This window comes from Ferdinandcohnia sp. Marseille-Q9671, assembly GCF_976954385.1.
Genome location: NZ_CDRJTA010000001.1, coordinates 930,729 through 954,598 on the forward strand (window position 1 = coordinate 930,729; position 23,870 = coordinate 954,598).

Genomic DNA, 23,870 nt, shown 5'->3' on the forward strand with positions numbered 1-23,870 from the left:
TCAGCTGAAGAAAATAAAAAACTCCACTCATCCTGTAAAAGGACGAATGGAGTCTATTCGCGGTACCACCTTTTTTCATAGATATCATAATCCTATCTATGCTCTCAAAAAAAGATAACGGCTCTTCACCGGCTTTTACTACTTAGTTTCATAAAAGCTACTTAAGGGCGACCTTCCATCGTAACGATCCTAAGAAATCTCACACCAAATGATTTCTCTCTCTGAAGGAGTTAGTGATGTACTCTTCCCTATCACTGTATATATCGATATATAATCTGTATTTGTTAAAATTCTACTACTAATAGTACCCAATTTCAATACCTATCGTCAATAAGGGTTGCCAAGTTTTTTATACTTTATTCTCTTACAAATAAGTTTGTTACATTTATTTATTGGATAACAGTGGAACTTTTCAAGTTTGACCAGCATATCCTAGTTATAGGTATTCTTGAAGGGAGAGTTCAGCATGAGAAGACGTCGATTCAGAAAATACTCCTACCCTCCTTGGTTGCGACATTGTAGAGATGTTTGTGCACAATTTATTATCCCGATTACGATTGTTCAAGGGGTTCGTACTGTGTTTCTTCCAACAACATTTGATGTGCTCTTTTTAGCTATCTTAATTTTACTCGCGTGTTCCTTCCATCTTGATTGGATTTGACTTATCACCCAAACCTAAAAATATTGGGTGAAATGCAAAAATTTCATTCTATATGGGATTCCAGAGTGTAGCCTAAGTAAGAAATGACTTTGGTTACACTCTTCTTGTATGAAAAATCCTTTATTGAATTATTATCCCAGACTGTCTTGATAGCGCTCGCCTAGGCGCGCAGTCGAGCGAAGACGCGAATAGAAGTAGCCTTCATGAGCGGACGAGCGAGGCAAGCAACGACGTATGCTAGCGTTTGTCAACAGTCTGAAGTCCCATACATTATTCTGTATGGGACTCCTCTTCTTCCAGATATTCCTGCTGTTTTCTGTTTTGTTCTGCTTCCAGAAGTTTAACAGAAACATATTCAATATTTTTGGTAAGCCAATATGCTCGCTGCAATACTTGGACATGCTCTCGTTCAGATTTCTTTTGCTTGTTCCTGGAGTAATTGTATACACATTTGTATATGGGTTCAGGGAATGTTAAATGACTTAGGAATAAATAGAATTCTTCTTCACGTAGTGGAAAGCGGCTTTGGTAAGAATTAAACCCTTCGAGACAGTCATCACAAAGCACGGGGTATGTCTTCAAGATTCTGTAATACAGACTAACCAAATCATTGGTTGGGTTTGCATAACCTGCCTTTTCAAAATTTGATAGATAACCCTTTCCATTTTCATCATAAAGAAAGTGTGAGGTTGATAGATTGTTGAGCGTTAAGACTGTTCTATAGGACTTTTTCTCGATTAGTAGGTTATACCACTTATCTAGTTGCGTTCTTGCAAAAGAAGCCGCAAGATTACTCTCATAAAAGTACGTACAAAATTGGAGTTCAAATGGAGACATATACCATTCTTTCTCAGCTGACTCAACAAATGTCTCTAAAAACTGATTCCGTTCTTCCCATTTCTTTATAATTGTCTCATAGTGTCCGGTAATCTCTTTTTCATCGTTAATTTTATGTTTTCTCATCGTGGTGAGATGCATTCTTGCAACCTCATTAAAAAAGGCGTGCTGATGATTTTCACGTTGTTCTGGAGGTTTATTTTTCAACCATGGCATCAGGTAATGGTATTTATGATCGTGGTACACAAGATACCTACCCTCTATGGTAGGATAAATCGGTACTGCCCTTGTAAAGCCCTGTTGAAATAATTGTTGAAGAATAGTCGAAAAGGTAGGATTAATTTTATCTGAAATGGATTTTAGGGCAAACGTGCCTTTGTTAGTAACAACCTTAGTTACCTTTCCAAAATCCTCAATTGCAGATGGCAGCAAATTATATTTTTTCAAGATGGGCCCGACTCTACTTAGTTCACCCTTACTCATCGAGGCCAATCACTCTCTTTCCGGACAGATTTTATTACATCCTAATAAGCAAAGCGCAAGGAACGCAGCCTTAGGCAACAAGCAAAAGACAAGCGCTGACTGAACGCGCTTTTTGCCTTCAGAAGCGATTGTCTAATACCAAAGAGCCGATGGCGCCTGGAGCTAGACAACGTTAAATAAGAAAAACAGGATGAGGCTTCTTCCCTCACCCTAGCTTTATTCAACAGAACTCCCCCACTATTTTTTGTGGGGGAATAATAATTTTTATATACTTAGAATGTGCTTTAGTCGTACCTAGTTACTTTTTGTTTTAACTATTTGCGTGAACAGGTATATATAAAAGCTGACCTTCTGATATAGAATCTGTGTTCAGTGAATTGACACGAACTAACTGTTGAACAGAAATCTCGTAGCGCTCTGAAATCTTTTCTAAGGAATCACCGTTTTGTACGATACAAATTTTCATTGTTGTATGATCATCCACTTCGTCCCTACCAAAAATCTTTGTTAATAGGAGCTCATTTTCACTTCGTTTAACTGTGTCTGCTTGTTCTTCTCTCTGCTGTTTTGCTACTTCTTTTTCCTGTACAGCAGTAGAACTTTTCTTTTCTTTATGGTCTGAGCCAAAGGTCAATAAGTTGTCATGTCTAGCTTTTACCTCAATTTGAGGTGTTAACACTTCTTGAACCTCTTCTTCTTGAATTACCTCGACTGCTTCTACCTCATCGTGCTCTTGGTAGGCTTCTTTTCTAGCTTCCACTTCAAACGGAACAAATAAATCTGCATCTGCTTCATTATCCTGTTGTTCATTTACTTCGTTAAATTCTATCGTTTCCACTTCTTCAGTCGAGTTATGTAGTACCACATCGTCCTGTTCTTGCAGCACTACGTCTTCCTGCGGCTCTTCTTGCGACACTAGCTCTTCTTGGGACTCAGCTAGTTCTGGTTCAACTTCCTCTTCTTGCTGTCCCGACTGTTCTGCTCTAACATGCACCTCTATAGCTTCATCTTGTGCTTCTTCTTCATCATCAAAAGTAGCGCTTCTGACAAGCTCTGGTTCTGCTTCTGCAGGCTTTTCTGCAACAACTGGAGTTTCCTCCTCGTTTGTCACTTCCTCAATTACATCCTCTTTTGGAGGTTGAGTTACGCCATGAATCCCACTAATTGCAAGATCAGCAACAATTTGTAGACAGCCTCGCTTTGGAATTTCATAGTCAAACGTTTCGATGGAAACATATACCTCATCCAAGCTTTGAATACGGTTTTGTGGGATTGTTATATCTACAGGAAAGCGATGGTTTAGCTCACTTACACCATCTTCACGTGTGATGACCTCATTTACTAAACGAACGGAAGCAAAGTCCCGATCTTCCTCTTCTGAAGCTTCTTCATCTATACGATATTCACCTGTTAGCTGTAATGCACCGCGAATGGACACATATTGGTCATGCTCTTGAATGACAATATCTGGATCAAGTGATATTGAGATGAGCTCTGAGACTTCCTGTCCCTTTTGAAACCAGACTGATTCTTCTACTGAAAATCGTAAGTTTTCAGATGACACAGCTACTCCTCCTTTCAGTCCTTCTATACAGATTTACTATGACATTACAATTTTTATGATAAAACAGAGGCTTTTATGATAATTTATTAAAATAAAAAGACAGACTCAGTGAGAATTGAGTCTGTCTTTTTTCTGTTTTTTAGCCTCTGAGCTTTGAAAAAGCTGTTTCAGCCGCTTGAATTGTTTTTTCGATGTCTTCATCTGAATGAGCAGTTGAAAGGAAGAGTCCTTCAAATTGTGATGGTGGAAGAAATACCCCTTCATTTGCCATCTCACGATAATAGGAAGCAAAGAAATCTAGATTTGATGTTTTTGCTATATCATAGTTGATTACTTTTTCATTTGTAAAGAAGAAGCCAATCATCGAGCCGGCGCGATTGATACAAAGTGGAATATCGTACTTCGTTGCAGCCTCAGTTAATCCTGCTTCTAATCGATCTGCTTTCTTCTTAAATTCTGTATAATCCTCAGGAGTAAGCTGTGAAAGTGTTTCATAGCCTGCAGTCATCGCTAATGGATTTCCCGATAGCGTACCAGCTTGGTAGATCGGACCACTTGGAGCAATTTGCTCCATAATTTCAGCTCTTCCACCATATGCGCCTACAGGTAGTCCGCCACCAATTACCTTACCAAGACATGTGATATCTGGAGTTACTCCGTAATAGCCTTGGGCACAGTTATAATCAACACGGAATCCTGTCATAACCTCATCAAAAATTAGTAACGCACCGTATTGTTTAGTAATCTCGCGCAGACCTTCTAGGAATCCAGGCTGTGGAGGTACAACACCCATATTACCAGCAACTGGCTCAACGATAAGTCCTGCAATATCGTCACCAAATTGCTCAAACGCATATGTAACGGCTTCTAGATCATTATAAGGAACAGTGATTGTGTTTTGGGCAATACTTTCAGGAACACCTGGGCTATCCGGTAAACCAAGTGTAGCAACACCTGAGCCAGCTTTAATGAGTAGTGAATCACCGTGCCCATGATAACAACCTTCAAATTTCATGATCTTATTGCGTCCTGTAAAACCTCTAGCCAAACGTAGCGCACTCATCGTTGCTTCCGTACCAGAGCTAACCATTCGAACAATCTCAATTGAAGGTACTCGTTCAATAACAAGCTGTGCTAACTTATTTTCAACAAGAGATGGGGCACCAAAACTCGTTCCAAACTCGGTAACCTTTTTGATTGCTTCAACCACCTGATCATTTGCATGACCGTGAATAAGTGGTCCCCACGATAAGACGTAATCTATGTATTCATTTCCATCTATATCATAAATTTTTGAGCCTTTTCCACGCTCCATAAAAATCGGATCCATTTTTACGGATTTGAAGGCACGAACAGGGCTATTTACTCCACCCGGCATTAGTTGTAAAGCTTCTGCAAAAGCCGCTTTTGACTTCTCATAACTTCTCATTAACGTAACCCCTTTCCATGTAGGTATTGGTCCCTTCCTAAATTGACGGAAGGAACCAAAAATCTAGAGACCTATTTTTCTTGTAACCATCGTGCAACGTCCTTAGAGAAATATGTAATAATAAGATCTGCACCCGCACGCTTCATGCCGGTCAACATTTCCATTACAATTTCTTTTTCATTAATCCAACCATTTAAAGCTGCTGCTTTAATCATGGAATATTCACCACTGACGTTATAAGCTACCACTGGTGCATTAAAACTATTTTTCACATCACGAACTATATCCAAATAAGATAATGCTGGCTTCACAATTAAGAAGTCTGCACCTTCTTCAATATCTGATTCCGCTTCACGTAAAGCTTCCAAACGATTCGCATAATCCATTTGATAAGTTTTACGATCACCAAAGGAAGGTGCACTTTGTGCAGCATCACGGAATGGGCCATAGAATGCGGATGAGTATTTAACAGCATAGGACATAATCGGAATATGGTCAAAACCAGCTTCATCTAAGCCATAACGAATAGCCGCCACAAATCCATCCATCATATTGGATGGTGCAATGATATCTGCACCTGCTTTTGCCTGGCTTACAGCAGTCTTTGCAAGTAGATCAAGGGAAGGATCATTTAAGACTCTTCCATCCTCAATAACACCACAGTGACCATGTGAAGTATATTCACATAGACAGGTATCTGCTATTACTACTAACTCAGGATGCTTTTCTTTTGTTACCCCAATGGCTCTTTGAACAATTCCATGATCATGAAAGGCGCCTGTACCTTCTTCGTCTTTCTCTTTTTCATCAGGTACTCCAAATAAAATAACAGACTTAATACCTAGCTCAACAATTTCATCTAACTCCTGTCCGAGTAAATCTAATGAAATATTATAAACGCCTGGCATTGAGGACACTTCTACCTTTTTATTTTCACCTTCCACAATAAACAATGGATAAATTAAATCATCTATATGTAGATGTGTTTCACGTACCAATGCTCGAATATTTGCTGTATGACGTAATCTTCTGTGTCTAGCAAATTGTAATTTCTCCATCTACCTTTCTCCTCCTTGCATATGAATAAAATCAATCATTTCTGCTAGCAGATCATCAATCGTGTAGTTTTCAGGGACTATATGGACTGGAATATGTACTTGCAGTGCTGCCTTTTGTGTTTCTGGTCCAATACAAGCAAATACAGAGTTGCTCGTCCATTTCAGCCAGTCTGTGTCTTTCACCATTTTATAGAACTGATTAACAGTAGAAGGACTCGTAAACACAATAAAATCAATACCTTTTTTCAACTGTTTGCAAAGTGTCGCTTTATCACCATTATCTCCAATTGTATCATAGACAATTAAATCAACAGCTTCGGCACCCTTTACTGTCAATTCATCAACTAAGTAGGAACGAGATAAATTCCCACGTGCAAGTAAAAAGCGACTCCCTGGTTTCACAAATGGTTTTAAACTTTCGAACAAACCCTCTGCTATATATTCATCTGGAACAAGATCAGGTCTATGTCCCTTTTCAAGTAGAGCTTTTTCCGTTTTCGAACCGACAACTGCAATTTTAGGAAAAGGAGGACTCACACCTGATTCTTCGGTTACCTGAGCATAAAAATCGAAAAAAAAGTCAATTCCGTTTTTACTAGTAAAAATGAGCCAATCAAACGTGTGAAGCTCTTTAATTGTTTGGAATATAAACTCCGTGTTTGTTGGTTTTTGAAACGCAAGTAACGGAATTTCGATTGGAATTCCTCCTGTTTCAATGATTTTATGCGAAAAATCAGCAGCCTGCCTTTTCCCCCTCATATTTAACACAGTTTTCCCCAACAGAGGTTTTTCTGCCTCCATTACTGATTGAGCTCCTCTTTTACCTGGTCAATTAGTTTCTTTGCTCCAAGATCGGATAATTTCTTGGCCGCTTCATGACCAACTTTAATTGGATCTGTTCCATACACCTGCTCTTTATAAATAGTCTTTCCGTCAGGTGAACCTACTAATGTTGTTAAAGCAATTTCCTTGTCCTCAGACATAGTCGCATATGCTGCAATCGGGATTTGACAGCCGCCTTCCATCTTATCAAGGAAAGCACGTTCAGCAGCAACTGTGGTTTGTGTGTATTCATCATTTAATTTTGAAAGTGTCATCAAGAGTTCGGCATCATCTTCACGACATTCAATCGCAAGAGCTCCCTGACCTACCGCTGGTAAACAAACCTCAGGCTCAATGTATTCTGATACTACATCATCAGACCATCCCATACGCTTTAAACCAGCAGCAGCTAGCACAATCGCATCGTAGTCCTCATTTTCAAGCTTCGCAAGTCTTGTATCAATATTTCCACGAATCCACTTAATTTCAATATCGTCTCTTTTCGCAAGGAGTTGTGCACTTCTACGTAAACTACTAGTTCCTACAACCGCTCCACTCGGAAGCTTATCAAAGGACACATGATCTTTTGAAATAATGACATCCCGATGATCCTCACGTTTGGGAACACACCCAATAACAAACCCTTCTGGTAATACAGCAGGCATATCTTTCATACTGTGAACTGCCATATCGATTTCCTTATCATAAAGAGCTTGTTCAATTTCCTTAACAAAAAGGCCCTTGCCTCCAACCTTTGATAACGTAACATCAAGGATTTTATCACCCTTTGTCACAATTTCTTTTACCTCAAACTCATATGGAGCACCTAAATTTTTCAGTTGGCTGATAACCCAGTTTGTTTGTGTGATAGCCAATTTACTTTTTCGAGACCCTACAATTATTTTACGCATAATAATCCTCCTACTTCTTATGTATGCCAGAAATGAAACCGCGATAAGCTTCCAAATAAAAAGAAATTAACAAGTAGAAGCAAAAACGCCCCTACATTCCAATATGCAATTGTTCTTCCTTGTAGCTTTTGTACAACTCTTTTATAAAGGTACCAAGCGTAGATAAGCAACACAAAAAAGGACCCTAGTACCTTTGCATCGAAGAGATAAAAATTCTCTACCTTAATGTAGGCCCACAATACTCCTAATATAAGAGACAATAACAGCATTGGTACGCCAATGATATTTAATACATATGACATATGGTCAAGCTTTGAGAGATCATTCATTCGCAGTAGACGTTTTCCCCACTTTTTCTGTTTTAACAAATTGTACTGAATCAAATACAAGATTGAAAAAACAAATGACAAAGAAAATGCTCCGTATGAAAGAATGGCCATTGAGATATGTATCATCAGTAATTCTGAAATAAGCTGGCTTTCGACTGCACTTGAACCATGTTGACCAGGTGCAAAGGTGTGTAACGCCATGATGAAAAATCCTAATAGATTAGTAAAAAATACAATAAAGTCTACTCGTAAAAACTTATTAAGGATCAACGAAAATGTAATAAGAACCCAGGCATAAAAATAGAGTCCTTCAAACATGGACAGTAACGGTAACCTTCCCGTATCTATCAGTTTTGTAAGTAGAAATATCGATTGAATTACCCATACAAATGCAAGTAACCAGAAGGCAAACTTATTTACCTTCCGGTTGTTATGAAGAAAGTCTATAAAATAGAGTAGGACACTAAGGGCATAGAGGATTACTGTAAACTCATGTAATCTCATTACGTTCATCTCTACCATTTACGATTTTCCTCTCATTATGACTGTAGAGAAGGCTGCTTTCGATCAGCTACTACAAAGTTCATATTACTCTGTTCCTTTTGTGAACCTGTTTCTGAAACAACAGCATCTTCAATATCAAAAATCTTCATAAATAACGCTAAAGATTCCTCAGCATTTGGCTGTGCAGCAAGTTCTTTCGCTTGTAAAATAGGATCACGTAATAACTGATTAATTATACTCTTCGTATGTTTATTCAACACTTTTTTCTCACGATCAGAAAGATTTGGTAGCTTCCGCTCAATACTTTCCATTGTTTCAGCCTGAATTGATAATGCTTTACTACGAAGCGCCGATATAACGGGAACTACTCCCAGTGTATTTAACCACGTCTTAAATTCAACAATTTCACTTTCAATCATAAGCTCAATTGCTTCAGCAGCAACCTTACGCTCTTGAATATTTGCTTCTACAATACCCTCTAAATCATCTATATCATATAAAAAGACACTGTCTAAATCAGCAAGTCCTGGATCTAAGTCTCTCGGTACAGCGATATCGACCATAAACAAGGGACGACCTTTTCTCATTCGTTCTACGTCTTGCATCATGTCTTTTGTGATAACATAGCCTTTGGCACCTGTTGAGCTTATCATAATATCAGCATCGACTAACGCACATTGAAGTTGCTCAATTGATTTTGCTTCTCCTTGGAACTTCTCTGCAAGATTTTGAGCTTTTTCAAATGTTCGGTTCATCACTGTAACTTTTCCAACACCTGATCCATGAAGGTTTTGTACAGCTAATTCACCCATTTTGCCAGCACCTAAAATCAGTACGTTCTTTGATGCAAGGTCTCCAAATATTTTCTTGGCAAGTTCGACTGCTGCGTAACTAACAGAAACAGCATTTGACCCAATTTCCGTTTCGGAATGAGCACGTTTAGCAAGTGTAATTGATTGTTTAAACAAATGGTTAAACACAGTTCCTGAAGTATTCTCTTCTTGAGCAGATAAAAAGCTCGAACGAACTTGTCCGAGTATTTGAGTTTCACCGACTACCATCGAATTTAATCCACAGGTAACATGAAACAAATGATCTACTGCGCCTTCATCTTCAAAGATAGTTAAGTACGGAGTAAATTCTTCTTTTGTAATCCCGAACCATTCAGAAAGAAAATCCTTTATATAATAACGTCCCGTATGCAACTGGTCTACAACAGCATAAATTTCAGTACGATTACATGTTGAGACAATAATATTCTCTAATATACTTTTCTTCCCTTTTAGTACTTTCATCGCCGCAGCGATACTATCCGGTTCAAAAGTAAGTTTTTCACGTATTTCAACAGGGGCTGTTCTATAGTTTAATCCGACCATTAGTGTATGCATATTCTTTCACCCCATCTTTTCAATATTTATCACTGACGAATGTAACATGACATAATTTGTTCAATAATCTTTCACAAAAACTACTACTATTATAGCATGTACAAATAGAACTATATTCGAAAAAAGTATGAACAGTTTATGACAACCTGTGCTAAGATTATGAATAGAAATTTATAAATAATTACAAATAAAGTAAGTCTTTTTACATGCGATAAGTCACCTAGACTTCAATGGTTACATTAACAAAAAAACAGCGTCAAATCAAGTAACTAGCACGGGGGATTCTATGAAAAAAAATAATATCTTTTCTGGCATCATCTTAGTAGGGTTTGGTTGTTATCTTCTACTTCAACAGTTAAACATTCCATTATTTACTAGCTTTTTTTCTTGGCAAACACTCGTTACGATTGCCGGGATAGCGTTTCTTGTTCAAGCATATGGAGAAAACAATCCTAGTAGTATTTTACCAGGTGTTATTCTTGTTGGGTTTGGTTTTCATTTCCATAGCATTAATCTACTTTCCTTTTGGCCGAAACAACCTGGAACTTTACTCTTTATTATTGGCGTTGGCCTACTGCTTACCTATTTTAAAACAAAAAATGGATTAATCCATAGTGTCGTTGTATTATTTGTTTCGCTATTATTTCTTAACTATAATCGATTTATGAGTTGGTTAGGATTTATAGAAGGTGGTTTTTCATTTATTTTGAACTATTGGCCCCTTCTCCTTGTAGGTATCGGTTTCTACTTATTATTCATTAAGAAAAAGTAAAATATACCAACATGACGAAAACCCATGAGAAACTCATGGGTTTAAACGTGTAGGAAATACCTTATAATGTTTAGTCGTTCATATATGATTGTAGAGCTGCCCACGCTTCGTCTTTTCCAAGGCCGATTTCTGAAGAAAATTTGATGAGTTTATCACCTGGTTCAAGTTCTAATGTTTCTCGAACCACCTTTAAATGCTTATCCCATTTCCCTTTTGGAATCTTATCTGCTTTTGTTGCAATGACGATTACTGGTATTTGATAATGCTTCACAAAATCATACATCAACACATCATCTTTTGTTGGAGGATGACGTAAATCAACAATGAGAACAAGTGCTTTTAACTGTTCTCTATTTGTTAGATATGTCTCAATCATTTTCCCCCATGCTGCTCTTTCTGTCTTCGACACCTTCGCATATCCATAACCTGGAACATCTACAAAATGAAGCATTTCATTTATTAAATAAAAGTTCAAGGTTTGTGTTTTACCTGGCTTTGAAGATGTTCGGGCTAAAGCCTTACGATTTATCATCTTGTTGATAAATGATGACTTCCCAACATTTGAACGCCCAGCTAACGCAAACTCTGGTAATGGCGTATCTGGATACTGTTCTGGTTTTACGGCACTAATTATGATTTCTGCACTTGTTACTTTCATTTAATTCTCCCCTGTTAACGCATGTTCCAATACTTCATCTAAATGAGATACTGCAACAAACTCCATATCATTCCTTACACTTTCCGGTATATCATCTAAATCTTTTTCATTATCCTTTGGAAATAACACTTTAGTTAATCCTGCACGATGAGCACTCAATGATTTTTCCTTTAGTCCACCAATTGGAAGGACACGGCCTCTTAACGTTATCTCACCAGTCATTCCAACTTCCTTACGAACGGCTCTTCCTGTTAAGGCAGAGATAAGTGCTGTTGCAATTGTAATTCCCGCTGATGGTCCATCCTTCGGTACTGCCCCTTCTGGAACATGAATATGAATATCATTTTTCTCATTAAAATCGGAATCAATTTTTAGCTCCACAGCTTTTGACCGAATATAACTAAAAGCAGCTTGTGCAGATTCCTTCATGACATCTCCGAGCTTACCTGTAAGAACAAGTTTGCCTTTACCGGGTGCCACAGAAACTTCAATGAATAGCGTATCTCCGCCAAAAGCTGTATACGCTAACCCAGTAGCCACACCAACTTGGTCTTCGATTTCAGCTTGGCCATATCGGAAAATAGGTTTCCCTAAGAAGTCAATTACATTTTTATCAGTTATCACAACACGTTTCTTCTCTGCCGCAACAATAATTTTTGCAACCTTACGACAGATTTTTGCCAATTGGCGCTCTAAACCACGCACTCCGGCTTCCCTTGTGTAATAACGAATGATGTTTTGAAGACCATCCTCACGAATTTGCAGTTTCCCTTTTGTTAATCCGTGTTCTTCAATTTGCTTTGGTAACAAATGGTCCTTTGCAATATGAACCTTTTCAAGCTCAGTGTAGCCTGCTATCGTGATAATTTCCATTCGATCTCTTAATGGCCCTGGAATCGTAGCAAGGTTATTTGCTGTTGCAATAAACATAACCTTTGATAGGTCATATGGTTCTTCAATATAATGATCACTAAAATTGAAATTTTGTTCCGGATCAAGTACCTCTAGCATAGCAGAAGATGGATCTCCTCTAAAGTCATTCGACATTTTATCAATTTCATCTAAAAGGAATACAGGATTGATCGTCCCTGCCTTCTTCATTCCTTGAATAATACGACCAGGCATCGCCCCTACATATGTTCTTCGGTGACCTCTAATTTCAGATTCATCACGAACACCACCAAGGGAAATACGAACAAAATTTCTACCTAGTGATTTTGCAATGGATTTTGCGAGGGATGTTTTCCCCACTCCAGGAGGCCCTGCAAGACATAAAATCGGTCCTTTTAAAGAATTTGTAAGTTGTTGCACGGCTAAGTATTCAAGTACTCTTTCTTTTACCTTTTCTAGACCAAAGTGATCATTATCAAGGATTTCCTCAGCACGGTGGATATCTAAGGAATCTTCAGTAGCTTTTGTCCACGGTAAAGCTATTAGCCAGTCAATATAATTTCGTATAACTGAACTTTCTGCAGATGTTTGAGGTATTTTTTCGTAACGATCCAATTCCTTTAACGCTACCGTTTTTACATGCTCTGGCATTCCTGCAGCTTCAATTTTATCTTTTAGGGAAGAAACCTCTCCTGTTTTTCCTTCTTTATCTCCGAGTTCTTTTTGAATGGCCTTCATTTGTTCTCGTAGATAATATTCTTTTTGAGTTCGCTCCATTGATCGCTTCACACGTTGACCAATCTTTTTTTCTAAACTTAGCACTTCTTTTTCATTATTGATAATCGTAATTACTTTGTTCATCCGGTCACGTACATCGATGGTTTCCAGAATTTCTTGTTTTTCCTTTAGTTTCAGAGGAAGATGAGAGGCAATGATATCTGCCATTCTGCCTGGCTCCTCAATATCTGTTACAGATGTGTATGTTTCAGCAGATATTTTTTTAGAGAGTTTTATGTACTGTTCAAAATACTCAAGCATCATGCGCATCAGAGCTTCTGTTTCAACATCCTTCGTCTCATCTTCTTCAAAGTTCTTTACCTTAACCGAAAAATACGTATCATTGTCATAGATTTCTTTGATTTCGGCGCGGTTAAGACCTTCGACGAGCACGCGAATCGTACCGTTTGGTAACTTAAGCATCTGTTTGACTTGTGTTAATGTTCCTATGTTATATATATCATCCTTTGTAGGATCGTCGATTGAAACATCCTTTTGGGTTGTTAAAAAAATGATATGTTCTTCTACCATTGCCTTTTCCAAGGCTTGCACTGATTTGTCACGGCCAACATCTAAATGCAAAACCATTGTTGGATAGACGAGTAATCCTCGTAGTGGTAAAAGGGGAACAATGATTTCCTTTTTTATTGTCATTGTAAACACCTCAAAATTGAATATAGTTCTTAAAGTAGATGTTCAAAAAGTCCGGTAAAAATGACACATCGAATTTCTTCGTTGGCTTGTTTCTCCGTTGCTCACGTATTAACTGCATACGTTCCGCTACTCAAAACTGCACCGCCTCGAACTTCTCGGTCCTTTTCATCCTCCTTTTGGAACACGTTCTTAAATGTAAATTTTATCTTATTTAAAAGCTAGTGTCTATTTTGGTGGATTTATGTTTCTATAAAATACACCTTGGCGTATTAGTATCCGGATTTTTATTCGAGTTAGCTCGAATCAATTCCTTTGAAAAATCGAGGCATCCGCCGGAGGCTTTTACTTTTATTCAGTCGGTTCTGGCCCTCCCCCGACTGAATAAAAGTAAATAGAAAGAGACTTCGACCTTCTTAGTATGTCGAAGTCCCTTTAATCAAATACGTCTAGTTACACTGATTCTGACCTTGTATAATCCGTAGCGGCCGGAATGATAGTTTGCTTTGACTCTTTTTGACGTTCTGGTGTCTCAATTGCAATCTCAAAGACTTGTTCTAAATCTGTAACCGGAATAATTTCAATTCCGTCAATTTCCATTAAGATTGATTGCATGTTCTCCTCTGGGATAATAACCTTTTTCGCCCCAGCTTGCTTGGCTGCTTTTATCTTAGGTACTACTCCACCAATCGGTTTCACATTTCCATGAATGCTTATTTCACCTGTCATTGCGACTGTATGGTCAACTGGGAACTTATGAATGGCTGAATAGATACCTGTCGCCATCGCAATTCCGGCAGACGGACCATCAATCGGAATGCCACCTGGGAAGTTAACATGAATGTCATAGTCATGTGCCGGTACACCCATAGAGCGAAGAACTGTAATCACATTTTCAATAGAACCCTTTGCCATACTTTTTCTTCTAACTGATTTCCCACGGTCTCCAATACTTTCTTCTTCAACGATACCTGTAATATTAATGGTTCCTTTATCCTTAGCAGCAGGAATAACTGTAACTTCGATTTCTAGAAGCGCACCCGTGTTTGGACCATATACAGCTAGACCGTTCACAAGTCCAACTCGTGCACTTGGATAAATCTTTTTATCATAACGTGGTGTTAACTGACTAGAATGTAATACCCATTCAATGTCTTCATCCTTAATAAAATCACGTTCCTCTGAAATAGCAATACCAGCAGCGATTTGTACCATATTAACAACCTCACGTCCATTTCGAGCGTAGGAAGCAAGTATAGATACTCCTTTTTCAGTTGCCTTCATATTCACTTTTTCAAGTGCCTTTCTAGTAACAATCGCTAACTCATCTTGGTCTAATTCGCGGAAAAATACTTCAAGACATCTCGAACGGATAGCAGGTGGAATTTCGCTTGGAGTTCTAGTTGTAGCTCCAATCATACGAAAGTCAGCTGGTAAACCATTTTTAAATATATCATGTATATGATTTGGAATTTGTGTGTTTTCCTCACTGTAGTAGGCGCTTTCGAGGAAAACCTTTCGATCCTCTAACACTTTCAACATTTTATTCATCTGAATTGGATGAAGCTCTCCAATCTCATCTATAAATAATACACCGCCATGAGCATTTGTTACAGCTCCCGGCTTTGGCTGCGGAATACCCGCTTGTCCCATAGCACCTGCCCCCTGATAGATAGGGTCATGTACAGAACCAATCAATGGATCAGCAATTCCACGTTCATCGAATCTTGCCGTCGTCGCATCTAACTCCACAAAAACAGCATTTTGTTTAAATGGAGATTTTGAATTACGTTTTGCTTCCTCCATAACGAGCCTTGCCGCCGCTGTTTTACCTACACCAGGTGGTCCATATATAATGACATGTTGTGGATTTGGTCCACAAAGAGCTGCTTTTAAGGATTTAATTCCATCCTCTTGGCCAACAATGTCAGAAAAGCTAGTTGGTCTTACTCTCTCAGCTAGAGGCTCTGTTAAAGATATAGCCCTCATTTTTCGGAGCTGTTCCATTTCTTTTCTAGACTCTTTATCTATAGATACCTTTTGAGTTCGCTGGTTTTTAAGGAGATTCCAAAAGTATAGACCGATGATAACTCCAAAGAATAGCTGTACGAACAATACAATACCTGTCCAACTCATAATATTCCTCCTGCTCTCATGTAGACTACTATATGCTATTATCTCCTGAGTAAAGGTGGAATAAACCAATTTTGAGGGATTTTTGAAATGTAAAATGGTATTGATGGCGAATTTGATACTATCTACGATAATCTTCTACTACCAAAGATATATGGTACGGTTGGCCTCCCATTCGTTTATCGACAATTGCAAGAAACAGAAAAAATCCCGAGGGTACCTTCCCTCGGGATTAAACAGGCATTATGCAGAAATTTCTTTGTTTTCCACAACAGTACCATCATCTAAAAGTAACTTAGGTGGAGTACTGTTTGTTACCGTTTCAGCAGTTATGATACATTTTTTAATATCTTCTCTTGACGGTAAGTCAAACATTACATCAAGCATGATTCCTTCGATGATTGAACGTAAACCACGAGCACCAGTCTTGCGTTCAATCGCTTTTTTCGCAATTTCTACGAGGGCGTCATCTTCAAAATCCAATTCAACTTCATCTAACTCAAGCATTTTTTGGAACTGCTTCACTAGGGCATTTTTTGGTTTAGTCAAAATTTCAACCAATGCATCCTCATCAAGCGGTTCAAGGCTTGCAATGACTGGAAGACGACCAATAAATTCTGGGATTAACCCAAATTTTAATAAATCTTCAGGCAACGATCTAGTAAGTAATGATTTTTTATCTAATTCTTCTTCCACAACATTAGATCCAAATCCAATTACTTTTTTACCTAAACGACGTTTAATAATTTGTTCGATACCGTCGAATGCTCCACCACAAATAAATAGGATATTAGTGGTATCAATTTGAATAAATTCTTGATGTGGATGTTTTCTTCCACCTTGTGGGGGAACACTTGCAACTGTTCCTTCAAGAATTTTCAAGAGAGCTTGCTGTACCCCTTCACCTGATACATCACGTGTAATAGAAGGATTTTCAGACTTACGGGCTACTTTATCGATTTCATCTATATAGATGATGCCCTTTTCTGCTTTTTCAACATCATAATCTGCAGCTTGAATTAATTTGAGAAGGATGTTTTCCACGTCTTCCCCAACATATCCCGCTTCAGTTAATGAAGTTGCATCCGCAATAGCAAAAGGAACATTTAAGATTCGAGCTAACGTTTGTGCTAATAATGTTTTACCACTACCGGTAGGCCCAATCATACAAATATTACTCTTAGATAGTTCAACGTCATCTATTTTGCTATTTGAATTAATACGCTTATAGTGGTTATAAACTGCTACGGCTAATGACTTCTTCGCCGCATCCTGACCTATTACGTATTCATCTAATATTTCTCTAATTTCTTTTGGCTTAGGTACATCCTTGAATTCAACTTCTTCTTCTGTACCAAGTTCCTCTTCAACGATTTCTGTACATAATTCAATACATTCATCGCATATATAAACGCCGGGACCAGCAACTAACTTGCGAACCTGATCCTGAGTTTTTCCACAAAAAGAACATTTAAGTTGCCCTTTTTCATCATTAAATTTAAACATTATGTCACCCCTTATTTGTTTCTTCTCTCTACAGTAAGCCCTATAGCAACTTTCTATTTTCTTAGACCAGCATCCGCTTTTCTAATTGTTATGTATTGCATTGTACCATAATTCTTCCTTAAACAGGTAATAATCAGATTCGCCAAGGCGAGTTGCGCCCGATTTTCAGGCAAAAATTTCCTTTGAAAATCGTGGCATCCGCCGGAGGCTTAACTTTATTCAGTAGCAGTGAACCAATACTGAATTGACCAAATCATTTTGTATTTATTCCCCACTTATAGAAGTGGTAAGCTTCTGTTGAATAAATTTAACTCTTGCTCATTATGTAGGTATGTTTGTCTCTCTTTTCAAAAATCCTAGTGAATAGTTTTTAAGCCTGCCCTCCTTTTAAGTGTTCCCAGAATCCTAAGAATAAAACTACTACCAATTGCTTATTGTATGTACTACTTCAAGTTTTTGGGTATAAAACAAGGCACGATCATATCGCGCCTTGATATTCCCTTATTTATTATTATGCAACACTTTTGCTATTTTCCACAAGAAAATCGATTGCTTTTCTTATTTTTAAATCTTCTTTAATACCTTCTGCTCCACCAAGCATATTTTTAAGCTCTTCAACAGAAACGCTGTACATGCCTGCCATCTTTTCTAACTCTTCGTTGATTTCTTCTTCAGAAACCTCGATATTTTCAGCATTTGCAATTGCTTCTAAAGTTAAGTTGATGCGTACACGTTTTCCAGCATCTTCTTTCATTTGTTCACGTAGAGCATTTTCATCTTGACCTGAGAATTGGAAATAAAGATCAAGGTTCATGCCTTGCATTTGTAAGCGTTGTTCGAATTCACGAACCATACGGTCTAATTCAGTGTTAACCATAGCCTCAGGGATATCGATTTCTGCGTTTTCAGCAGCTTTTTCGATTAATGTATCTTTTAGGTTATTTTCAGCATCACGCTTTTTAGTTTCTTCTAGACGAGTTCTTGTTTTTGCCTTTAACTCTTCTAATGTTTCAACTTCATCGTCTACGTCTTTTGCGAACTCATCATCTAGTTCAGGTAATTCTTTTGCTTTGATTTCGTGAACTTTCACTTTGAATGTTGCAGGTTTACCAGCAAGGTTTTCAGCATGGTATTCTTCTGGGAAAGTAACTTCCACGTCTTTTTCTGCACCTGCAGCTACTCCAACTAGTTGTTCTTCGAAGCCTGGAATGAATGAGCCAGAACCGATTTCTAGAGTATAGTTATCAGCTTGTCCACCTTCAAATGCTTCTCCATCAACAAAACCTTCGAAATCAATAACAACTGTATCGCCATTTTCAACTGTGCCTTCTTCTTTCACAACAAGCTCAGCGTTACGCTCTTGTAATTCTTTGATTTCATTGTCAACTTCTTCATCAGTAACAGTTTCTTCAAGTTTCTCAACTTCAAGACCTTTGTAATCACCTAATCTAACTTCAGGCTTTACAGTAACCTTTGCAGTAAAAATAAGGTTTTTGCCTTTTTCGATTTGCTCAACGTCAACTTCTGGACGATCCACTGGCTCAATACCAGTTTCTTTGATTGCACTTTCGTATGCATCTGGAAGAATAATATCTAAAGCATCTTGGTACAATGATTCAACACCAAAACGTTTTTCAAACATTCCACGAGGCATTTTTCCTTTACGGAATCCAGGTACGTTTACTTGTTTTACTACTTTTTTAAATGCATCATCTAGTCCTTTGTTAAATGTTTCTGCGTCAACTTCAATAGTTAAGACACCTTGATTTCCTTCTAATTTTTCAAACTTTGCGGACATAATTTATTTCCCTCCAACATCTATTTACTAACTATTTTTTCCGATATGTAAATTCGTTAACAATTACCTTTATGTCGGTAACCTAGTATTTTACAACCATTACATTATAACATAGATAAGCAAGCTTTCAACATATAGAATATTTTTATATTGTTAGAAAGTTTACCCATTTTCTCCCGAATCTAAAATCTATAATTTCTACATTAGGTTCGCTTTCTCCTAATTAAATAACTAGAGAAAAAAATTATTCGATAATAGAGCCTCGTTCTACTTTTTCTAGTTTTTCTAACGTAAACTTTAATTCAAATAGACTAACACCATAATACTGCTCCAGTGTTCTATTTTCGATGTCCAATCCGTGTAGCTCAGAACTATATAGATGTAAAGCAGCTGCATACATAGAAGGATTCTCCTCTTCCAATGTAAATGGATAAAGGACAAATAAATGACGTAGCCATAACTCTTTTGCTGTTTCGAAAAGGCTTGGATTCTCATTTTCTAACTTTTCTTCTAGAATAGATAGAATCCTACTTGTAATAGGTGATACTGATGGATCCTCTAATTCAGATGGATTCACCGTTACCACTTCACCAAATTTCTCTGCTTCTATCTCCATATCTACCTTATTTTCAACAAGGAGCTGCATAATGATTGTTTTGACAATAGGATGCTTCTCTTTCATGGATAAAAAAGGAACTAAAAGTTCTAGGTATTTTCGTACGTTGAGATCTTTAATAGATTGTACTAATGCTATCTGTTTTGCGATGTTGTCCTCATTATATAAGGTAGTACGAAGCTGTTCCATAATTTCCTCACTAGAGATTTCAACTTCTTCCCCCACATCATCTGAATAGAGCATTCTACTACTTAGTTCTAGTAACTGAGTGAGTGTGTCAAGATACTCTGGTGGTACCGAATCTTCATCTAACACTGCTTCAATCGTCGTTTTCACTTCATCATATTGCCCGAGCTGGATCAGGATTGTAACATAGATTTGTAATACATGAAAATAATCTCCTATATCTTCCTTAAGCATAGCCAAGCAATTTTCCTTTGCTTGTTCTAGCTCTCCTAATTCAAAGAGGCAAATCACAATGCCAAGTTCTATCTCATGGTTACCTTCTTCCATCTCCTGGGCTTGCAATAACAATGATAGTGCTTCTTTAAACTTCTTGTTCGTTAAAGCATCGAGGCCTTTTTCCATTAGCCTTTCCTTCAGCTTTGGAAACTGTATTATTTTTTCCTGTTTATTACGATTAGTATCTTTTTTCATAGAGTTTACCCAACCCCAAATTTTTCATTTCATTTGAGTACTAAGTGTATCAATCAATACTGCAGAAAACAATAGGGCGGAAATAATCCAATATCAACATATTGTAAAAAAATAGACAAAGTCAAAATGACTTTGTCTATTAACGAATCCCGCCTATTTTTAATTCATATTCTTTAATTTGTTGCTCATAGGATAATGTTTTATCAATTTCATCCCATCCATTAATGAGCATTTCCTTCCAATACGAATCAATAGTAAAGTCTGTCTTAAAGCCTTTTGAATCCACTATCGTCTGCGCCTCAAGAGAGATGGTGCACGTATATTCTGCATCAGTTGCTTCTTTTAATAAGTATTCAATTACACTTTTCTCTAAAATGATCGGAAGCATGCCATTCTTTAAGCAGTTATTGTAAAAAATATCTGCAAAAGATGGAGCAAGGATTACCTTAAATCCAAAATCCTGCAACGCCCAAGGTGCATGTTCACGGGATGAGCCACAACCGAAGTTTTCATTCGCCACGAGGATCGTAGCACCTTCATTTTCTTTTCTATTTAATTCGAAGTTTGGATTAGGGCTTCCATCCGCCTCAAATCGCCAATCGAAAAAGGCATATTTTCCAAATCCAGTCCGTTCAATACTTTTCAAAAATTGCTTAGGAATAATCTGGTCTGTATCCACATTATTTCGATCCATACCTGCAACTTTACCTTGATGAGTGATAAAAGGTTCCATTCTTATGCCTCCTTCCCAGTTACTGCTGGTTGAACTTTTCGTACATCTACGAATCTACCATATATTGCAGCTGCTGCAGCCATTGCCGGACTAACTAAGTGTGTACGTGCTCCTTTTCCTTGTCGTCCTTCAAAGTTGCGGTTAGAAGTAGAAGCACATCTTTCACCAGCAGGTACTACGTCCGGGTTCATACTTAAGCACATGCTACAGCCTGCGTCACGCCATTCAAAACCGGCTTCACGGAACACATCTGCTAGTCCTTCTTTTTCCGCTTGAATCTTAACTTGCTGAGATCCTGGAACAACTAATGCTCGTACGCTAGGTGAAACCTTCTGTCCACGAATCACATCTGCAGCTTCTCTTAGGTCACTAATACGTGAGTTAGTACAAGAACCTATAAATACATGTTGGATTTCAATTTCGTTAATAGGAGTTCCAGGTGCTAGATCCATATATTCATAGGCACGCTGGGCAGACTTCTTGTCAACTTCCTCTTTAAAATCTTCTGGAAATGGTACAGTATCTTCAATCGTTACACTCATAGAAGGATTTGTTCCCCACGTAACGGTTGGCAAAATTTCATCTGCATGTATTTCTAGGACTTTATCAAAAACAGCACCTTCATCTGTTGCTAATGCTTTCCACCTTGCAACAGCCTGATCAAATTCAGCACCAACCGGGCTATATTTTCTTCCTTTTAAGTAAGAGAATGTAACTTCATCCGGGCTAATTAGACCAGCTTTTGCGCCACCCTCAATTGACATATTACAAATCGTCATTCTTTCTTCCATAGACATGGAACGAATTGCTTCACCCGTGTATTCAATAACGTGACCTGTACCAAAATTGATACCATATTTACGGATAATTGATAAAATAACATCCTTTGCAGATACACCATGAGATAATGGTCCAACAACGTTAACTTGCATCGTTTTAGGCTTTTGTTGCCATAGACTTTGAGTTGCAAGTACATGTTCTACTTCACTTGTCCCAATTCCGAAGGCTAATGCTCCGAAAGCACCATGTGTAGAAGTATGACTATCTCCGCATACAATTGTTTTCCCAGGTTGAGTTAAGCCAAGCTCAGGTCCAATTACATGAACAATCCCTTGTTCAGGGCTATGTAAATCGGCTAAGGGAATCGAAAATTCTTTACAGTTTGCTTCGAGTGCGCTCATTTGTTTTGCAGCAATTTCATCCTTAGTTTGGAAGCGATCACTTGTAGTAGGCACATTGTGATCCATCGTAGCAAAAGTTAAATCAGGTCTTCTAACCTTTCTATTTTTCAAACGAAGACCTTCAAATGCCTGTGGAGAAGTTACTTCATGGACTAGATGTAGGTCGATATACAGTAAGTTTGGTTTCCCCTCTTCATGATTGATTACATGCTGTTCCCAAATTTTCTCGATAATAGTTTTCGGTGCCATCAGTATCTACATCCTCCTTTTATTTCAAATTTTAGAAAAGTGTAGCTCGGTTAGTACCGAGCTACCAGTGGCTTCCTATACATTTCCTACAGTTGCTTACGCATAAGCAGACATAATATTAGAAATTGCCCCATCCTCAACCAAGGCTTCTTTAATTTTCTCTACCATTTCAGTTGTTGCTATAGCACGCTGTTGTGACCCAGCAACATCTGCAGTTCGGTAACCCGCAGCAAGTACTTGGTCAACCGCTCTTTCTATTGCAGTAGCTTCGTCCTCTAATCCGAAAGACAAGCGAAGCATCATAGCAGCAGATAAGACTGTCGCGATAGGGTTTGCGATATTTTTCCCAGCTATATCCGGTGCAGAGCCATGGATTGGCTCATATAAACTTGGGCCATCTGTAGAAAGACTTGCTGATGGAAGCATTCCTAGTGAACCAGTTAACATAGATGCTTCATCGCTCAAAATATCACCAAACATATTTTCTGTAACCACTACATCAAATTGTTTTGGGTTGCGAATTAGCTGCATGGCTGCATTATCCACTAGCATATGCTCTAACGAAACCTCTGGATAAAAAGCAGCTACTTCTTCTGCAACTTCCCTCCACATACGACTCGATTCTAGAACATTCGCTTTATCTACTGAAGTTACCTTTTTCCGTCTTGTGCTTGCCATCTCAAATGCTTTTTCAATGATATTCTTCATTTCTGAACGTTTGTAAGATAGTGTATCTACAGCCGTTTCCTCACCATTTTCGATCTTTCTACCACTTGGCTTTCCGAAATAAAGTCCACCAGTTAACTCTCTAACAATCACAAAATCTGCACCTTCGATTACTTCTTGTTTAAGTGGAGATGCATCTAGTAGACTAGTAAAACATGTTACCGGTCTTACATTTGCATATAAATTTAATGATTTGCGGATCTGTAATAACCCTTTCTCAGGACGTAAATGCGGAGGATTTGTATCCCACTTTGGTCCACCTACAGCTCCTAATAATACTGCATCACTACTTTTACATACTTCCAGTGTTTCTGCAGGTAGAGGAGTACCTTCTGCATCTATTGCTGCACCACCTATTAAAGCGTGTTGAAAAATAAACTCATGATTGTATTGTTCTGCCACGGCCTTCAATACTTCGATTGCCCCTTTAGTCACTTCTTTACCTACGCCATCACCACGAAGTACGGCAATACTTTTCTTCATCTTGACTCCTCCTCTTTTGTCTTTCACACACTGAAAATAGTACAATTGATTAT

At 38.1% G+C, this 23,870-nt stretch carries 19 protein-coding genes and 1 other annotated feature; of the genes, 2 read left to right on the forward strand and 17 right to left on the reverse strand.

Annotated elements, in window-relative coordinates:
- Window positions 1-35: 35 nt before the first annotated feature.
- Window positions 36-264, reverse strand: a binding site (T-box leader).
- Between the two features lie 202 nt (window positions 265-466).
- Window positions 467-661 carry a hypothetical protein gene (locus ACWNMY_RS04850; RefSeq protein WP_449537147.1) on the forward strand — a complete coding sequence of 65 codons (195 nt, stop codon included), beginning with the start codon at window positions 467-469 and terminating at the stop codon, window positions 659-661.
- 270 nt (window positions 662-931) lie between these two features.
- Here ACWNMY_RS04850 and ysxE read toward each other — a convergent pair whose 3' ends face one another.
- The 8 genes from ysxE to hemA all read right to left on the reverse strand — a co-directional run bounded on the left by ysxE (window position 932) and on the right by hemA (window position 9,986).
- Window positions 932-1,945, reverse strand: a complete 1,014-nt coding sequence (gene ysxE / locus ACWNMY_RS04855; protein WP_449537148.1) for a spore coat protein YsxE — start codon at window positions 1,943-1,945, stop codon at window positions 932-934.
- Between the two features lie 346 nt (window positions 1,946-2,291).
- Window positions 2,292-3,545: a stage VI sporulation protein D gene (spoVID, locus tag ACWNMY_RS04860; protein ID WP_449537149.1), complete on the reverse strand. Its 1,254-nt coding sequence runs from the start codon at window positions 3,543-3,545 to the stop codon at window positions 2,292-2,294.
- A 139-nt stretch (window positions 3,546-3,684) separates the two neighbouring features.
- Window positions 3,685-4,974, reverse strand: a complete 1,290-nt coding sequence (gene hemL, locus ACWNMY_RS04865) for a glutamate-1-semialdehyde 2,1-aminomutase (RefSeq protein WP_449537150.1) — start codon at window positions 4,972-4,974, stop codon at window positions 3,685-3,687.
- A gap of 71 nt (window positions 4,975-5,045) precedes the next feature.
- A complete protein-coding gene (hemB, locus tag ACWNMY_RS04870; RefSeq protein WP_449537151.1) occupies window positions 5,046-6,032 on the reverse strand; it encodes a porphobilinogen synthase in 987 nt (328 codons plus the stop codon).
- Window positions 6,033-6,833, reverse strand: a complete 801-nt coding sequence (locus ACWNMY_RS04875) for a uroporphyrinogen-III synthase (RefSeq protein WP_449537152.1) — start codon at window positions 6,831-6,833, stop codon at window positions 6,033-6,035.
- Window positions 6,833-7,765, reverse strand: a complete 933-nt coding sequence (gene hemC, locus ACWNMY_RS04880; protein WP_449537153.1) for a hydroxymethylbilane synthase — start codon at window positions 7,763-7,765, stop codon at window positions 6,833-6,835. The genes ACWNMY_RS04875 and hemC overlap by 1 nt, the downstream gene beginning before the upstream one ends.
- Window positions 7,766-7,782: 17 nt before the next feature.
- Window positions 7,783-8,616 carry a cytochrome C assembly family protein gene (locus ACWNMY_RS04885; RefSeq protein WP_449537154.1) on the reverse strand — a complete coding sequence of 278 codons (834 nt, stop codon included), beginning with the start codon at window positions 8,614-8,616 and terminating at the stop codon, window positions 7,783-7,785.
- Between the two features lie 17 nt (window positions 8,617-8,633).
- Complete coding sequence (gene hemA, locus ACWNMY_RS04890) at window positions 8,634-9,986, reverse strand: glutamyl-tRNA reductase (protein WP_449537155.1); 1,353 nt, start codon at window positions 9,984-9,986, stop codon at window positions 8,634-8,636.
- A gap of 286 nt (window positions 9,987-10,272) precedes the next feature.
- On the opposite strand from hemA, the gene ACWNMY_RS04895 reads away from it, so the two are divergent.
- Window positions 10,273-10,758 (forward strand): LiaI-LiaF-like domain-containing protein, encoded by a 486-nt coding sequence (locus ACWNMY_RS04895; RefSeq protein WP_449537156.1) that lies wholly within the window; start codon window positions 10,273-10,275, stop codon window positions 10,756-10,758.
- A gap of 70 nt (window positions 10,759-10,828) precedes the next feature.
- On the opposite strand, the gene yihA is transcribed toward ACWNMY_RS04895, so the two are convergent.
- The 9 genes from yihA to leuB form a co-directional block, all read right to left on the reverse strand.
- On the reverse strand, window positions 10,829-11,416 hold the full coding sequence (gene yihA / locus ACWNMY_RS04900) for a ribosome biogenesis GTP-binding protein YihA/YsxC (protein WP_449537157.1): 588 nt from the start codon (window positions 11,414-11,416) through the stop codon (window positions 10,829-10,831).
- The gene (lon, locus tag ACWNMY_RS04905; RefSeq protein WP_449537158.1) at window positions 11,417-13,738 is read right to left on the reverse strand and encodes an endopeptidase La; all 2,322 of its coding nucleotides are present in this window, start codon (window positions 13,736-13,738) and stop codon (window positions 11,417-11,419) included.
- A gap of 450 nt (window positions 13,739-14,188) precedes the next feature.
- Window positions 14,189-15,871: an ATP-dependent protease LonB gene (lonB, locus tag ACWNMY_RS04910; RefSeq protein ID WP_449537159.1), complete on the reverse strand. Its 1,683-nt coding sequence runs from the start codon at window positions 15,869-15,871 to the stop codon at window positions 14,189-14,191.
- A 240-nt stretch (window positions 15,872-16,111) separates the two neighbouring features.
- Complete coding sequence (gene clpX / locus ACWNMY_RS04915) at window positions 16,112-17,374, reverse strand: ATP-dependent protease ATP-binding subunit ClpX (protein ID WP_449537160.1); 1,263 nt, start codon at window positions 17,372-17,374, stop codon at window positions 16,112-16,114.
- Window positions 17,375-17,885: 511 nt separating this feature from the next.
- Entirely contained in the window at window positions 17,886-19,172 is a 1,287-nt protein-coding gene (gene tig, locus ACWNMY_RS04920) for a trigger factor (RefSeq protein WP_449537161.1), read from the reverse strand.
- A gap of 244 nt (window positions 19,173-19,416) precedes the next feature.
- Window positions 19,417-20,445 carry a tetratricopeptide repeat protein gene (locus ACWNMY_RS04925; RefSeq protein WP_449537162.1) on the reverse strand — a complete coding sequence of 343 codons (1,029 nt, stop codon included), beginning with the start codon at window positions 20,443-20,445 and terminating at the stop codon, window positions 19,417-19,419.
- Window positions 20,446-20,584: 139 nt separating this feature from the next.
- Window positions 20,585-21,178: a 3-isopropylmalate dehydratase small subunit gene (leuD, locus tag ACWNMY_RS04930; RefSeq protein WP_449537163.1), complete on the reverse strand. Its 594-nt coding sequence runs from the start codon at window positions 21,176-21,178 to the stop codon at window positions 20,585-20,587.
- 2 nt (window positions 21,179-21,180) lie between these two features.
- Window positions 21,181-22,608, reverse strand: coding sequence for a 3-isopropylmalate dehydratase large subunit (leuC, locus tag ACWNMY_RS04935; RefSeq protein ID WP_449537164.1), 1,428 nt, complete (start codon window positions 22,606-22,608; stop codon window positions 21,181-21,183).
- 96 nt (window positions 22,609-22,704) lie between these two features.
- Complete coding sequence (gene leuB, locus ACWNMY_RS04940; protein WP_449537165.1) at window positions 22,705-23,817, reverse strand: 3-isopropylmalate dehydrogenase; 1,113 nt, start codon at window positions 23,815-23,817, stop codon at window positions 22,705-22,707.
- Window positions 23,818-23,870 lie beyond the last annotated feature (53 nt).

Coding starts and splice junctions, on each gene's coding strand:
- leuD (WP_449537163.1), bottom strand. CDS start 21,178: ATGGAACCTTTTATCACTCATCAAGGTAAAGTTGCAGGTATGGATCGA.
- hemA (WP_449537155.1), bottom strand. CDS start 9,986: ATGCATACACTAATGGTCGGATTAAACTATAGAACAGCCCCTGTTGAA.
- lon (WP_449537158.1), bottom strand. CDS start 13,738: ATGACAATAAAAAAGGAAATCATTGTTCCCCTTTTACCACTACGAGGA.
- ACWNMY_RS04875 (WP_449537152.1), bottom strand. CDS start 6,833: ATGGAGGCAGAAAAACCTCTGTTGGGGAAAACTGTGTTAAATATGAGG.
- leuC (WP_449537164.1), bottom strand. CDS start 22,608: ATGGCACCGAAAACTATTATCGAGAAAATTTGGGAACAGCATGTAATC.
- ACWNMY_RS04925 (WP_449537162.1), bottom strand. CDS start 20,445: ATGAAAAAAGATACTAATCGTAATAAACAGGAAAAAATAATACAGTTT.
- hemC (WP_449537153.1), bottom strand. CDS start 7,765: ATGCGTAAAATAATTGTAGGGTCTCGAAAAAGTAAATTGGCTATCACA.
- tig (WP_449537161.1), bottom strand. CDS start 19,172: ATGTCCGCAAAGTTTGAAAAATTAGAAGGAAATCAAGGTGTCTTAACT.
- ACWNMY_RS04885 (WP_449537154.1), bottom strand. CDS start 8,616: ATGGTAGAGATGAACGTAATGAGATTACATGAGTTTACAGTAATCCTC.
- ACWNMY_RS04850 (WP_449537147.1), top strand. CDS start 467: ATGAGAAGACGTCGATTCAGAAAATACTCCTACCCTCCTTGGTTGCGA.
- ACWNMY_RS04895 (WP_449537156.1), top strand. CDS start 10,273: ATGAAAAAAAATAATATCTTTTCTGGCATCATCTTAGTAGGGTTTGGT.
- yihA (WP_449537157.1), bottom strand. CDS start 11,416: ATGAAAGTAACAAGTGCAGAAATCATAATTAGTGCCGTAAAACCAGAA.
- clpX (WP_449537160.1), bottom strand. CDS start 17,374: ATGTTTAAATTTAATGATGAAAAAGGGCAACTTAAATGTTCTTTTTGT.
- hemL (WP_449537150.1), bottom strand. CDS start 4,974: ATGAGAAGTTATGAGAAGTCAAAAGCGGCTTTTGCAGAAGCTTTACAA.
- lonB (WP_449537159.1), bottom strand. CDS start 15,871: ATGAGTTGGACAGGTATTGTATTGTTCGTACAGCTATTCTTTGGAGTT.
- leuB (WP_449537165.1), bottom strand. CDS start 23,817: ATGAAGAAAAGTATTGCCGTACTTCGTGGTGATGGCGTAGGTAAAGAA.
- hemB (WP_449537151.1), bottom strand. CDS start 6,032: ATGGAGAAATTACAATTTGCTAGACACAGAAGATTACGTCATACAGCA.